The organism is Saprospiraceae bacterium (genome assembly GCA_016717265.1).
Lineage (GTDB): Bacteria > Bacteroidota > Bacteroidia > Chitinophagales > Saprospiraceae > Vicinibacter.
Genome location: JADKFX010000001.1, coordinates 3718605 through 3733003, shown reverse-complemented (window position 1 = coordinate 3733003; position 14399 = coordinate 3718605). Strand labels below are relative to the sequence as shown.

The window sequence follows — 14399 nt, the reverse complement described above, 5'->3', positions numbered from 1 at the left end:
GAAATTTATGAAATATTTGAAATCTATTTTTGTCCTTCTCAGCATCTTTAATTTTATCTCTTGTTCAAAAGATTCAATTAAGCCAGCTGTTGATTATTCGGATGTACTAAGCAATTCAACAAATCAGGTTATCATAAATACTTATAAAGATTTGAATGATAAATCGAAGTTGCTATTAATTGCAATTGACCAACTTAAGAGTAATACTTCAACTGGAAATTTAGAATTGGCTAGATTAGCTTGGCGCAATTCTAGAATTCCATGGGAACAATCTGAAGGTTTTTTATTTGGTCCAGTAGATCAACAGGGGATTGATCCATCTATAGATTCATGGCCAGTCAATGTTGTTGATTTGGATGCTGTCATGGCAAGTCCAGATGTATTAAATAAAACCTATGTAGATGCATTGGAAGGAACTTTAAAAGGATTTCATACGATTGAATATTTATTGTTTGGCGAGAATGGAAATAAGCAACTTGCAGAATTTAATACCAGGCAGTTTGAATATTTAAGTGCGTGTACTCAAAGTTTAAATGGATCAACTCAACAACTTTTTGATGCCTGGCGTACAGAGGGTCAGAATTTTGGAAAAAATTTAATTGAAGCAGGAAAGGTGTCTAGCATTTATCCTTCACAAAAATCTGCTTTGCAAGAATTGGTTGATGGAATGATTACCATTGCAGATGAAGTTGCAAATGGAAAAATAAATGATCCTTTTGTACAGTCCGATATATTAAAAGAGGAAAGCCGATTTAGCGCAAATTCAAAAGCAGATTTTGCCGATAATATAAGGAGTATTAAAAATATTTATTTAGGAAGTTTAGACGGTTCTGGATCAATAGCTGGATTTTATACTTTATTACATCAATCCAAAGTAAGTTTGCATCAGAAAATAGTGAATCAAATCGAGGCAGCCATTGCTGCAATTGAATCAATTCCTGGTACATTTACAACAGCAATTACATTGAACAGGCCAGCTATACAATTTTCTCAAGATCAAGTGAGAGCTTTACAACTCACATTAGAATCTGAATTAAAACCATTTATTGATACCTTTTAGAAAAGACCATGATGCGAATATTTTATGCGGTAGCCATTGGATTGCTTTGTTTTTTTTCTTGTGCGGATGAGGATCCAATAAATCTAGAGAAAGTTTTGGCAGGCGGTAGTACAAGTGTGTTTGCAGAATTTAGCAATGCATTTCAATTTCCTGCTGCAAATTTGAGTCCGATAGAATTGCAAAATCACAGGCGTGGCGACGTAGCTTTTGAATCGAGTTTCGTTACAGCTCCTAGTCAAATTAATGCGGGCTTAGGGCCAATATTTAATCAGAATTCTTGTGTCAGTTGCCATGGAAAAAATGGCCGATCCCCATTTCCTGATTCTGAAAATGATTTACTTGGTTTGCTTTTTCGAGTAAGTATTCCTGGTATAAATATCCATGGAGGGCCAAAGCCTGTTCCAGGATTTGGCGGACAATTACAAACCAAAGCAGTTTTTGGGAAAAAATCTGAAGTTTCAGTTAAGATGAATTTTATCGAAATTCCAGGAAGCTTTTCAGATGGTGAAGCATATTCATTAAGAAAACCAATCTTTAATTTTGATAACGCATATATTCCTTTACCAGGAGATGTAATGATATCTCCAAGGATTGCACCTCCGGTTTTTGGCTTAGGATTATTGGAGGCAATTTCAGTGGAAGATATTTTGAAACATGCTGATCCTATAGATTTGGATAAGGATGGAATTTCGGGTAAGCCAAATTATTGTTGGGATGAACTATCTCAAAGTTTGCAATTAGGTCGATTTGGTTGGAAAGCAGGTCAGCCAAATTTATTACAACAAACAGCAGCAGCTTATTTGGATGATATTGGGGTCACAAGCCCGTTATTTTTTGAAGAGTCCTCCAAACATCAAATTCAATATGATGGTGGGATGGACGATCCGGAAATAAATAATGAACTTCTATCCTTAACAACATTCTATACGCAGTCATTAGCCGTGCCGGTTGCTCGAAATCAGGATGATCCTGAAGTCCTTTCAGGGAGTAAAATATTTGATAAAATTGCTTGCGGGAAATGCCACGTACGGAATTTTAAAACGGGAACGCATAGGGAATTTGCCTTTCTATCAAATCAGCATATTCTAGCTTTTACAGATTTATTACTGCATGATATGGGGGATTCATTATCGGATCATAGACCTGAATTTGAAGCACAAGGAAATGAATGGAGAACACCTCCTCTTTGGGGCATTGGATTGACTAAAATTGTCAATGGTCATTCCAATTTTTTACACGATGGAAGAGCGCGAAATTTTCAAGAAGCTATTCTTTGGCATGGAGGTGAAGCTAATCAATCCGTTTTAAACTACAAGAACTTATCAAAAAAAGAACGAACTGCTTTGCTTAAATTTTTAAATTCACTTTAGTGTTTACTTAGCAATTTTGATTGGTTTTCAATTTTTAGCATTAAATCAAAAATGGATTCGTTAATTTTATATCATTAAAAACTATACAAATAATTTTTTTTGAATTTGAAACTCTTAGGATATAATTAGCTTAGCATTCAATTCTTATATATCCTGATGCATTTTTGGATTCCTTATAGCAAGCTAATATCGAAGATATCGTCGAAATGGTATTTATTGGATCTCAATAATTCATGGCTTAAATTTGAATTCTAAGTGCATTTTTATAGTTTGCAATTTTATGAAGCCGGATTCAATGGAGATCCTAATAGTAAATTGTGTTAATTTTGTATTTATGTTTCAGCAAATATATTTTTTAGGATTATTCATTCAATGCTTTCAACCAATTATGGGACAAGAGAAATTAATTGGAGTCTATGAACTTCGGGGTATTCATGAAATGGCAGCGGCCTTTAATTTTACAGAAGATGGCAAGTTCGAGTTCTATTATAGTTATGGTGCAATAGATAGATCGGCTACAGGTAGCTACGAATTGAAAGGGGATACCGTCAAGTTGATGAGTAATAAATTGGCTGGAAACGATTTTAAAATCGAATTACAAAAAAAGCAAGAAACTGGATTTCAGTTAAAGTTCAAGCATGATAATCCATATTTATTGTCGCATATTAAATGTATATGCTTTCAAGGAACGGAGGCAAAAGAATATTTTACAGATGACTCTGGAATACTCATTATTCCAGAATTCGCTATCGATAAAATATATGTGCAGCACCAATTATTTCCAGATATTGTAACACTTATCAAGGATACTTCAAATAGTAATAATTATTTTGAGCTTTCGTTACTGCCTTCTTTAGGTCAAGTCAGTTTTAAAGGGATTGATTTGATTTTGAAAGAGGATGCATTGCATATGCAGCCAAATTATTTTATGATGTTTTTAGATATTCGTTTTGTTAAATCTGATTGAATTTTGAATATTTTATGATTCCAAACGTGCATTCCACAGAAAGTGGGAAAGTATAAGAATGTATTTTACGTATCAATATTTAATTTGGCTGGGTTGAATTTTTTGAAGCATATCGTTTTTTAAAGTATGCGATCAATCCTATAAAAAGCAATAATAAAGTGGCCAAGGCAAACATCCATTTAAGGATTGTAAAACTTGTGGAAAGCCATGGAAGTATTATATGAATATTTGGATATTTTGCAATCATTGTAACTATACTTAAATTTTCAAAAAGGTCAAACAACCATCCTCCAATTGGTAAAATATTAAAATACTGAAGTGGATTATTTTTAAGTAATGCTTTTTTAAAAAGCCAGCTCAATGAAAATATAAATAAAAGTGTATATACTATTGGATAAAGCAAATCCCAACTAAGTTCAAATTGTAAATAGGCTGTTCTTCCAGCTTCACCATAGGCTTGTAACATGCTATTGATCGTGTTGGGGGAATACAAGAAAAGTAAGTCAATAGGACCGGTGCCGCCAGAATTTTCTTTCATTTTTGTTTCTTCAACCTGGAAAACATACATAACCAAAATGGTATACAACGCAAGGAATAGAAAAATAATCCATCCTTTAGTATTTTTTTGAAACCAATTGGAAATTTGAAGTAACATGATCTTGTTTTAAAGATGAATTGAATTTAAATCAAATACATAATATTGATCACCGTTTATAAAACGCATAAATCATTCCAGAAATAAGTAAAGAACAAAATATCTGTTTTCTGAAAACAGGGTAAATTAATAAATTAAATTTATGTATACGTCCTATAAAATTAAACTAATTTATAGAATGGCTGGTGTATAACATATAGATATTTATAAGTTTTAATTTAATTTAATCTTTTAACCCAGGGCGACATCCAAAATCATCATAACGGTAAAGCCTGCAATAAATCCTAAAACAGCGATATCTGTATATTTATCCCTTTGTGTTTCTGGAATTACTTCTTCTACTACTACAAATATCATTGCCCCTGCAGCAAAAGCCAGTGCAAAGGGAAGGACTTCTTGTATATAAATGACTGCTACTGCACCCAGGACACCTGCAATAGGTTCTACGACTGCGGATAACTGTCCATACCAAAAACTTTTAAATCTACTTACGCCCTGTCTTCTTAATGGCATTGAAATTGCCATTCCTTCTGGAAAATTTTGAATACCAATTCCAATAGCTAATGCAATGGCAGATGAAACCATGGCTGGGTCTGCTGCTTCAGCTGCTGCACCAAATAAAACACCCACGGCAAGACCTTCTGGTATATTATGAAGGGTTATTGCCAATATTAACAAGGTACTTTGATGCCATTTGGTTGGCATTCCTTCCTGTTCTTCAATACCAAAATTGATATGCAAATGCGGAGTGAGTTTATCTAAAATAAAAACAAATAATGCTCCGGAAACAAATCCTATGGCAGCAGGCATCCACTCCCATCCTGGATAAAGTTTTTCCGACATTTCAATGGAGGGTGCAAGGAGTGACCAGAAGCTTGCCGCAATCATAACTCCGCCAGTAAAACCTAATAACGTATCAAATATGGCTCGGTTAATTTCTTTAAAAAAGAATACTAAGGACGCACCCAATGCGGTTACAAACCAGGTAAAAAGAGTTGCCAGAAGTGCTGAATATACAGGTCCAATGTCTAGAAAAAAATGAATAAATCGTTCCATCATTTTTTAGATTCCTGTACTCTTTAAATTTTATAATTTGATAAAATCATTCCGTCGTATTCCATAAATAATCTCGTCAAGATATTCATTATTTTTAAATAATGTTTTTTCAAGTCTGGCTTCTTTTTTGAATCCTGTTTTTTCAAGAACCCGTTGTGATGCAAAATTGGATTCAAAAGGTCTTGCAAAAATGCGGTCAATGTCCCAATTTTCAAAACCATAACGCAACATGAATGGAATTGCTTTACTTATTATACCATTGCCCCAATAGGGTTCTGCAAGCCAATATCCTAATTCTGCATTTTTACGTTGTATGTCTTCTTGAGGATGAATGCCAATGCCTCCAGATGCAACTCCGTCAATATCAATAGCCATTACCCGTAAGGGATTGTCCTTAAGAGCAAATTCAATAAATCCTTTTCCATGTGCTTCCGTGTAGGGGAAAGGAAATTTGTCCGTGAGATTTTTTGCAATCTTAAAATTATTTGCGTATTTTACCAAACTCGAAAGATCATCTATAGTCCAGGGTCTTAATTTGAAATCCATAATAAATAAATAAAAATTTATTCAATAATCTCTTTTATACTAATTGCGCAACCTCCACCTGGAGCCAAATGAATTTTTAATTTATCCTTTTTATTAATTTTTTTCTGATCAATTTTATAATCCATAGGATTCTTTTCCCAGTCGGCCGTTTCTGAATCGCGATAAATGGTAGCCAAATATTTTTTATTTGCTTGTAAAAAATCAAAAGCAATTGTATAATCTCTTGCTTTTTCATCCGTAATTGCTCCGATAAACCAATTTATAGAATTCTTTTCCTTGCGGGCTAAATAAATATAATCTCCGGGTTCTGCATCCAATACAATCGTACTATCCCAATCTGTTGGAACATCTTTTATAAATTGAAAAGCATCAGCATATTTTTCATAATTTTCAGGCAAATCAGCGGCCATTTGAAAAGGGCTGTATAAAGTAACATACAAAGCTAATTGTTTTGATAAGGTTGTATGCACCTGCTCTGTTTTCTTTGGATCATAAGCATTCATTTTAATTTGGAAAATACCAGGTGTGTAATCCATAGGTCCTCCAAGTAATCTAGTAAATGGTAAGATCGTTTCATGGTCTGGCGGATTTCCTACACTCCAGGCATTGAATTCATTTCCTCTGGCGGCTTCACAAGCCATCCAATTTGGATATGTTCTATGCAATCCAGTTGGCCTTACAGGTTCATGTGCATCCAACATAAATTCATAGTGTGCACATTTTTCTGCAACCCGAATATAATGATTGATCATCCATTGTCCATCATGATGTTCACCTCGAGGAATAATTTTTCCAACATATCCAGATTTTATTCCACCATAATTATATTTTTTCATAAATAAAAATGCAGAATCCATTTGTCGTTCATAATCCGTTACAGCGCTGGATGTTTCATGATGCATTATCATTTTTACATTTTTTGATTTTGCATATTGACTGATTTTATCAATATCAAAATCTGGATATGGTTTTGAGAAATGAAAAACATGTTCTTTCCACGAACCAAACCAATCTTCCCAACCTAAATTCCAACCTTCAACAAGTACATAAGGAATTTTATTTTTTGAAGCAAAGTCAATATACTTTATTACATTTTCTGTGGTTGCTCCATGTTTGCCTGATGGCTTTAATTCTTCATATGGTATTTCCCAACCCCATTGGCCACTATAATCCCAGCTACTTTTACCGATATGTAATTCCCACCATACACCAATAAATTTTCCAGGTTTAATAAAATCTGTATTTTTAATTTTTGAAGGTTCATTTAAATTTAAAATTATCCGATTCGTAAGTAAACTACTTGCTTTTCGTGCTAGTAGGATTACGCGCCAGGGAGATTTTGATCCAGCATGTAAATACGCTTTGTTCCCATTGCAATCTGGAACGAGGTGCGCTTTTAGATTGTAATTGTTTCGATTTACTTCAAGATTCATTGCAGGGTAATTGACCAATGCCGCTTCATGGATACTCATATACAAACCTTCCTTCGTTTTCATAGTCAAAGGTGTCTGTACTGCACTATCACTTATGATCCATTTAAAAGCAATTCCGTTTTCTTTTTTTTCTTTTAATGCATGAATATCACTGAGCGCAGAGTTCGTATAAATATATTCGTTTGTATCATAATCACCAGGTATCCAAAATGCTTTGTGATTTCCAGTTAATGGAAAGCTTGTTAGTTCATCCGTAATAATAAAATTGTATAATCCTTTTTGACTTGGGAATATATATCGAAAGCCTAAACCATCATTTGATAATCGAAATTCAATTTGGAAGATTCTATTATCAGCTTTGGCTTGTTTTAGAGTTACCAGCATACTCATGCTGTTTTCTTCAATCGTTTTTTCTTCACCCCAAACAGGTTCCCATTTTTTGGATATACTTAAAGTGTCAATTTTTTGAATTTCAAATCCTTCATCAAAGGAAATACCTTCTGCTAATTTTAAGCCTAATTGGCCTTTTTTAATAAGTACCTTAGTATCCATAAATAAAGAATACGAGATGGATCCTTCCTTTGATAGCTGAAGGTTAAGTTGTACTTTATTGTCTGGAGAGAAGATATTAAAAAATTGATATGCTGATAGGTTTTGAGTAACCATTAAAACTAAAAAAATAGAATTTATAAGTACTTTCATAATAAATTAAAATGTAAATTTAATGGAACTAAGGTAAAATTAAATGAAAATAAGTATTTTCTAGGTCGCGTGAATTTTTTCCTATAAAAATCTGAAATTCTCCGGATTCTGATTTAAATTTTAGGGATTCATTATAAAATCGCAACATAGGTTCCCGTATGGTAAATTTAACCTGTTTAGTTTCTCCTTTTTTTAGGTAAATTTTTTTAAATCCTTTGAGTTCTTTTACAGGTCTGGTAATGCTACCTATTTTGTCTTGTATATAAAGCTGAACAGTTTCTGTGGCATCAAAGGGACCTGTATTTTCAACTTCAATGGAAACGATTAAACTATCCTTAAGATGCAATTGCTTTTTGTCAATTTGTAAATTTTTATACTTAAATTCAGTATAGCTAAGTCCATAACCAAACGGATATAAAGCATCATTTTCAACATCCAGATATTTACTAGTATATTTTTGATTTAAATCTAATGGGCGACCTGTATTTTTAACATTATAATATATCGGAATTTGACCGATATTTCTTGGAAAGCTCATTGTGATTTTTCCAGATGGAATGGCTTCACCATACAATACTTTATAAATAGCTTCCCCGGCTTGAGAACCTGCAAACCAGGTTTCAAGTATTCCTTCCATATGTTCATCTTCCCATTCCAGACAAAGAGGCCGACCATTCATGAGCAACAAAACAATTGGCTTTCCGGTTTTTTTAAGTGCTTTTAATAAGTTTATCTGATTTTCAGGTAAACGGATATCAGATCTTGAAGCAGCCTCACCAGACATCCCAAAAGTTTCACCCAACATCGCTACGATCACATCCGCAGATTTGGATGTTTCGATGGCTTCTAAAATTAACGCCTCTGGAGAATGTTTCTCTAATATTATTTGACCGTCATGTTCATTTAATTTTTTAATTAACTTTTCATCTTCTAATACATTACATCCTTTTGCGTATACAATATTTTGCAAGCCAATATTTTGTTCCAATGCTTCCCACACACTGACAGCGAGTTTAAAATCACCCGCACCACTCCAATTTCCTATTAAGTTTCTTTTATCTTTAACAAAGGGTCCTATAAATGCGATTTTTTGATCTTTCTTTAAAGGGAGAATCTGGTTTTTGTTTTTTAAGAGAACCATACTTTCTATAGCGGCTTCTAAACTTAAAGCAAGTTTATCAGCGGTTCTGATTTCTGTTTTTTCCTTTTCACTTCGAATAAATTTATAGGGATCAGAGAAAAGTCCAAGTTTGTATTTAGCTTCTAAAATGAGTTTGCAGGCGCGATTAATTTCCGAATGCTTTATTTTTTTTTCTTTGACTAATTGTGCTAAATGTTTTAGGTATAATTCACCAACCATATCCATTTCAACTCCAGCTTTCAAAGCTTTCGTGCATACTGTTTTTTCATTTCCATATCCGTGCGCTACCATTTCGTTAATTGCTGTATAATCGGTAACTACAAATCCATTAAATTTCCATTGATTTCGCAATAAATCCATCAACAACCATTTGTTTCCAGAAGCAGGTATCCCATTGATTTCATTGAATGCAGTCATAACAGTACCAACACCAGCTTCAATGGCAGCTTTGTAAGGTGGGAGATAGTCGTTATACATTTTTACAAGACTCATGTCTACTGTATTATAATCGCGTCCTGATTCTGCTGCGCCATAAAGTGCGAAGTGTTTTACACAGGCCATAATGGTAGAATTAGAATCCAATTGGCTACCTTGATATCCTTGAACATATGCATTTGCTACCATAGATCCAAGAAATGGATCTTCACCAGCTCCTTCTGAAACACGGCCCCATCGTGGATCTCTCGAAATATCTACCATCGGTGAAAAGGTCCAACATAATCCCTCTGCACTTGCTTCTAAAGCTGCAGCATTTGCGGTTTTTTCTATAAGACTCAGATTCCAAGAACAAGACAAACCTAAAGGAATAGGAAAAATTGTGCGGTGTCCATGAATAACGTCAAAACCAAATAATAAGGGAATTTTTAAACGTGTTTTTGTAATGGCAAAATCCTGTAATTTTTTAACGGCATTCACGGTGTAGGTATTAAAAACACCTCCTACAAGTCCTTTTTGTATTTTACTTTCAACATCTTTACTTAATAAAGGTCCGGTAATATCAAATCCAATGGATGGTAAATTTAATTGACCTATCTTTTCTTCAAGTGTCATTTTTTTCATAAGACCTTCGATAAAAAGATCCATTTTACTTTGTGATACCTGACATTCAGTTTTAAAAACAAGGAAGTAAAATAAAAGGAAAAGAAAATTTCGGATGGTGAATTGTATTTTCATTATTTCAAAATGCTCAAGTTAATTAAATTTATTGAAGTCCATGTAAGATTAAAAATGTGGACTTGAAAAGCCTAATGATTCCATGCCTCGTTTTATTTCATTACAGCTCATGAATTGATTCCAAATTAATTTGCTTCTGTGATTTTCTATCATAATTAAAATTGGACCTTGATCAATGGCGAGCGTGGATTGTGCAAACCAATAATGGTGTAAACTAAATGCATCTATGAAACCAAAATTATTCCACAAGCGATTTCCCCATTTATAATAAAAAAATTCTAGTGCTTGCTTTGATTCATTGGGTGTGAAAGGAATAGAAGAAATTGCGGCTGTTGGTGAAATAACACCTTTGTCATTATTTGGCTCATTTGCAGAATATCCACCGGGCACATCACTTGCTGTCAATCCCCAGCATGAAGAACTATAACCATAATATCCTCTAGGATTTGATATGCAGTATTTGTAATTTATAAGACTGTGGTTGGTTACTTGTAATTCATAATCAGCATACCGATCTTTTAATCCCATTGGATCTATTCCTAGAAATGAATAATGTGAGAAAAACAAGGGTCCTCCATTAGGTGGGCCCAATGGAAGCTCTATTTGAAAATAAGAATTTCCATTTTTTATTTTTCCATTTCTTGCCCAAGATTCATGATACACATCCGCTTGAATTGCATGTGTGTTTGAAGAAGCAGCCAGAATATAAACAATGAGTGCTTCATTCCAGCCTTGAATTTGAAAATTCAGGATCCATTGTTTATCTGGACTCCAATGCCAGTATAATGCATTCTGTCCATTTTTTTGATACCAATCCCATTCAACTTCATCATAAAATTTATTTATCGTAGTTCTTAGGCTTTCCTCTTTTATGTCATTGGAGTTAAAATATTGCCTTGCAGTCAAGAGTCCAGCAACAAAATAAGATGTTTCTACGAGGTCACCACCATTATCATTTGTACTGAATGGAATGATGGTTCCACTTGAACCATTTAACCAATGGGGCAAAACACCATGATATTTTTGTACTTTAGTTTCAATAAAATTCATGATTTTAAGGATGCGATCAACGACTTCGGATCGACTAATCCAACCACGCTCTGTTGCAATCACAATACCCATAATACCAAATCCACTACCACCTGTGGTTACTATATCGGCAGATGTATTTCGCTCTCTAATAAGTCCACTAACAGGATGAGCAAAATCCCAAAAATATCTAAAACTTGCTTGTTGTATCGTGTCCAAGAGGGTTTGTATATCTAATCGGTTAAATTTATCTGTTGTATCTGGTGAAGTAATAAATGACCTGCTAAGATCTGAATACAAAATATGTTTTGTTGTAGCGCTTAGGTTTTTTCTAATATCTATAAAATATTTTGAAAATGGTATTAATGAGGAATCAAATTTTACAATAAGCACAGAGTCACTTTCTGTTAAATTAAATTGATACGAGGTTGCGATCCGATTATCTTTCCAAATATAAAGATTATTTTTAACACTAGAACTATCTAATGCTTCAGAAAAAACCAATCTCAATGTGGTATTTAAATTGACATCAAATACGAGTTTATTTAAGGATTTCTGATCTGCATAACAATCTATTAATTCTAGATTTAAGCTTGTTGGTGGATTTGTTAAGTCATTCGTTGAATCACATGCATTTATAAATACAGAAAGAAATAAGAATAGGGATCTATAAGCCTCGTGTAAACCCCAACAGAAAGTCATTTTATTTGTGTTACTTTTGAAAAAATACTTTATAGAAATTGTGTTCATCACAGGATTCAGAGATAGTTAATTTTAAGAAAGTTGAATGTACAATTTGATGGAGAATCATTAAAATAAAAAAGAGCTTGTTTATTTTAAGCAAGCTCTTTTTTATTTTAATTTACAATTATGTTTTACCGTCCTGCATTTTCTAATTTATAAAGTGCATCGATTTCGGCATCTGTCAATGCTTTATTGAAGACTCTTACTTCGTCTACGGATCCAGTTAAAGGCACTTGCCAAGCTTCTTCAGTACCTCCTAAACCTGCATTTGTTCCATAAGCTCCAATGACTACTCGAGTTGGTAAAGAAAATACTAATCCGCCAATCGGGTTGTTGTTATGAAGTCTTAATTCCCAATCTGGATTAGAAATTTTAACGCCATTACCATATGCTTTAAAGGTGCTTGCAACAGCATCCCAAACAATGATCGCTTGAGTCCATTTTCCAGCTCCAGAGAACGCCTGAACGCCGCCTTTAGAAGGCTCATTTCTGGTGTCCTGCCATGAAAAATCAACCCCAACTTTAGATACATTTAATCCTTTTACAACTAAAGTGTCACTAGATGCAGGAAACCAAGCAGTCTCACACATTAAGTTAATATTACCAGCCCATTCGCCTGGTCTTGCAAGAGAGAATATAGGCGTAGCCGATATTTTATTATTTGAAATATTAATCCACGCAGATACAGAATAACTTGGTAAATTATTCAATGCTGCGATTTCGTTGTAAAGTAAATACCCTTTATTCAAACTCAATGCTTGTCCTTTTTTGCCTGCAGCAAATGAACTATTCACAGAATTACTTGGAGAAGCATTAGATTTGGATTCAATACCATTTCCATTAAACGCAAAATAGGCAACCAAATTTGCTGAAGCAACGTCATCTGCTTTGTTATAACCCCCGATTGGTGGCAAACTAGCATCATCATTGTCACTGCAATTAATAAAAATCATAGCGGTTAATGCCAGGATTAATAATTTACTTGTTTTTAATTTTATCATAATTTATATTGTTTTAAAATGGGTTTCTACAAAGTTAAGACAAATTGAATACCAATTTAGTTGTATTATATAGAATCTCTGGTAAAATTTAACGTTTTAAGTCCGTTTTGTATTTCAGGGCAACTCATAAACAGATCCCAAAGTAAAGCTGTTCGATAATTCTCTATCATAATGATGATCGGTCCTTGGTCAATCGCAAGATGAGATTCAGCTATCCATGTAAGGTCTGTACTAAATGCATCTTTAAATCCAAAAGGACTCCAAAGTTGATTTCCAAGTTTATAATAGAAAAATCGAAGTGCATCCATAGATTCTTTCGGAGTGTAAGGAAATGAAGACAATGCAGCTGTTGGGGAAATGACACCAAGGTCATTGGTAGGTGAATGTGCCGAATAGCCATTGCGGGTATCGCTGGCGGTCAAACCCCAGCAAGTAGAACCATACAATGGAAACGCTTTTGGATTCGCCTGACAATATTGGAAATTAATCAAACTGTGGTTCTGGTTTTGGAGCCAATAATTTGAATAGCGATCCTTTAGACCTCTTGGGTCAAGCCCAAGAAATGAATAATGTGCAAAAAACAAGGGTCCGCCAAAATCAAACCCTAGTGGTAATATATAATTGTAAAAAGATTTTCCATTTTTAAAAAACGAACTATTTGTCCAGCAGTTATGGTATAGACTAGGATCAATTGGAAAACTAGGTGATGAAGCTGCTAATATGTAAGTAATTAAACATTCATTATACCCTTTAATAGGAAAATTCATTTTCCAACCAAATTTAGGACTCCAATGCCAGTATAAACTATCTTTAGTCCCGTTTGTATGCCAATTCCAATTTGCCCGATGCCACAAATTATTAATTTGATTTCTGAGTTCAATTTCGTTTGGATTTTCTGCATTAAAATATTGTCGAACGCAAAGTAAACCTTGGAATAAATAAGACGTTTCAACTAAATCTGCACCATCATCATAGCTGCTAAATGGAAATACTTTCCCAGTTTCACCATTTAACCAATGAGGAAATATCCCATGATAGGAATCTGCTTTTTGAAGAAATCGCAAAATTTTCAATAATTGTGTAACTGCGGTATCTCGGGTAATCCATTTTCGATTTGTAGCAACAATTATAGACATTACACCAAAACCAGAACCACCAATCGTTATTACTTCTGGGCCATAATCTGTCACATTACTGCGTTCCCTGCTTAGACCACTAACAGGGTGCGCAAAATCCCAAAAATAGCTGAATGTCTGTCTTTGAACGAGCTCTAATAAAGTATCGTCATCCATCTTTTTTGGAATAAAACCTGGCTTTAATTGAATTGAACAAAACGAGATTACAAAAACACAAAGTCCAATTCCAATCGCAATAAAATAATTAATTTTGAAACGTTTTTTTGGATGTTTTAATGCTGGATTTTTCATAGGAAACTTGGAATCCTTTTTCTTATCAGTTGATCAAATAGCGCAAATAAATTTTGAAATACGAAAGAATATAAAAACTAAAATAATAAAAAGCA

Annotated in this window: 11 protein-coding genes; 3 read left to right on the top strand and 8 right to left on the bottom strand. The window is 33.8% G+C overall.

What is annotated here, in order from left to right; genetic code table 11:
- Positions 1 to 7: 7 nt before the first annotated feature.
- The 3 genes from IPO86_14610 to IPO86_14600 all read left to right on the top strand — a co-directional run bounded on the left by IPO86_14610 (position 8) and on the right by IPO86_14600 (position 3397).
- Complete coding sequence (locus tag IPO86_14610) at positions 8 to 1060, top strand: imelysin (GenBank protein ID MBK9729337.1); 1053 nt, start codon at positions 8 to 10, stop codon at positions 1058 to 1060.
- Positions 1061 to 1071: 11 nt separating this feature from the next.
- The gene (locus IPO86_14605) at positions 1072 to 2430 is read left to right on the top strand and encodes a thiol oxidoreductase (GenBank protein ID MBK9729336.1); all 1359 of its coding nucleotides are present in this window, start codon (positions 1072 to 1074) and stop codon (positions 2428 to 2430) included.
- Positions 2431 to 2764: 334 nt separating this feature from the next.
- Positions 2765 to 3397 (top strand): hypothetical protein, encoded by a 633-nt coding sequence (locus IPO86_14600; protein MBK9729335.1) that lies wholly within the window; start codon positions 2765 to 2767, stop codon positions 3395 to 3397.
- Positions 3398 to 3476: 79 nt separating this feature from the next.
- On the opposite strand, the gene IPO86_14595 is transcribed toward IPO86_14600, so the two are convergent.
- The 8 genes from IPO86_14595 to IPO86_14560 all read right to left on the bottom strand — a co-directional run bounded on the left by IPO86_14595 (position 3477) and on the right by IPO86_14560 (position 14304).
- Positions 3477 to 4052, bottom strand: a complete 576-nt coding sequence (locus tag IPO86_14595; protein MBK9729334.1) for a hypothetical protein — start codon at positions 4050 to 4052, stop codon at positions 3477 to 3479.
- 231 nt (positions 4053 to 4283) lie between these two features.
- The gene (locus IPO86_14590; protein MBK9729333.1) at positions 4284 to 5111 is read right to left on the bottom strand and encodes a ZIP family metal transporter; all 828 of its coding nucleotides are present in this window, start codon (positions 5109 to 5111) and stop codon (positions 4284 to 4286) included.
- 27 nt (positions 5112 to 5138) lie between these two features.
- Complete coding sequence (locus IPO86_14585) at positions 5139 to 5654, bottom strand: GNAT family N-acetyltransferase (protein ID MBK9729332.1); 516 nt, start codon at positions 5652 to 5654, stop codon at positions 5139 to 5141.
- A 17-nt stretch (positions 5655 to 5671) separates the two neighbouring features.
- Positions 5672 to 7789: a glycoside hydrolase family 97 protein gene (locus tag IPO86_14580; GenBank protein ID MBK9729331.1), complete on the bottom strand. Its 2118-nt coding sequence runs from the start codon at positions 7787 to 7789 to the stop codon at positions 5672 to 5674.
- A 28-nt stretch (positions 7790 to 7817) separates the two neighbouring features.
- On the bottom strand, positions 7818 to 10103 hold the full coding sequence (gene bglX, locus IPO86_14575; GenBank protein ID MBK9729330.1) for a beta-glucosidase BglX: 2286 nt from the start codon (positions 10101 to 10103) through the stop codon (positions 7818 to 7820).
- Positions 10104 to 10151: 48 nt separating this feature from the next.
- Positions 10152 to 11834: a DUF3131 domain-containing protein gene (locus tag IPO86_14570; protein ID MBK9729329.1), complete on the bottom strand. Its 1683-nt coding sequence runs from the start codon at positions 11832 to 11834 to the stop codon at positions 10152 to 10154.
- Between the two features lie 173 nt (positions 11835 to 12007).
- Positions 12008 to 12877 carry a hypothetical protein gene (locus IPO86_14565; protein MBK9729328.1) on the bottom strand — a complete coding sequence of 290 codons (870 nt, stop codon included), beginning with the start codon at positions 12875 to 12877 and terminating at the stop codon, positions 12008 to 12010.
- Between the two features lie 65 nt (positions 12878 to 12942).
- A complete protein-coding gene (locus IPO86_14560; GenBank protein ID MBK9729327.1) occupies positions 12943 to 14304 on the bottom strand; it encodes a beta-glucosidase in 1362 nt (453 codons plus the stop codon).
- Between the last annotated feature and the right edge of the window lie 95 nt (positions 14305 to 14399).

What these genes read in the sequence shown, in the direction of transcription:
- IPO86_14565 (MBK9729328.1), bottom strand. Translation starts at nt 12,877, where the DNA reads ATGATAAAATTAAAAACAAGTAAATTATTAATCCTGGCATTAACCGCT.
- IPO86_14585 (MBK9729332.1), bottom strand. Translation starts at nt 5,654, where the DNA reads ATGGATTTCAAATTAAGACCCTGGACTATAGATGATCTTTCGAGTTTG.
- IPO86_14600 (MBK9729335.1), top strand. Translation starts at nt 2,765, where the DNA reads ATGTTTCAGCAAATATATTTTTTAGGATTATTCATTCAATGCTTTCAA.
- IPO86_14605 (MBK9729336.1), top strand. Translation starts at nt 1,072, where the DNA reads ATGCGAATATTTTATGCGGTAGCCATTGGATTGCTTTGTTTTTTTTCT.
- IPO86_14580 (MBK9729331.1), bottom strand. Translation starts at nt 7,789, where the DNA reads ATGAAAGTACTTATAAATTCTATTTTTTTAGTTTTAATGGTTACTCAA.
- bglX (MBK9729330.1), bottom strand. Translation starts at nt 10,103, where the DNA reads ATGAAAATACAATTCACCATCCGAAATTTTCTTTTCCTTTTATTTTAC.
- IPO86_14610 (MBK9729337.1), top strand. Translation starts at nt 8, where the DNA reads ATGAAATATTTGAAATCTATTTTTGTCCTTCTCAGCATCTTTAATTTT.
- IPO86_14595 (MBK9729334.1), bottom strand. Translation starts at nt 4,052, where the DNA reads ATGTTACTTCAAATTTCCAATTGGTTTCAAAAAAATACTAAAGGATGG.
- IPO86_14590 (MBK9729333.1), bottom strand. Translation starts at nt 5,111, where the DNA reads ATGATGGAACGATTTATTCATTTTTTTCTAGACATTGGACCTGTATAT.
- IPO86_14560 (MBK9729327.1), bottom strand. Translation starts at nt 14,304, where the DNA reads ATGAAAAATCCAGCATTAAAACATCCAAAAAAACGTTTCAAAATTAAT.
- IPO86_14570 (MBK9729329.1), bottom strand. Translation starts at nt 11,834, where the DNA reads ATGACTTTCTGTTGGGGTTTACACGAGGCTTATAGATCCCTATTCTTA.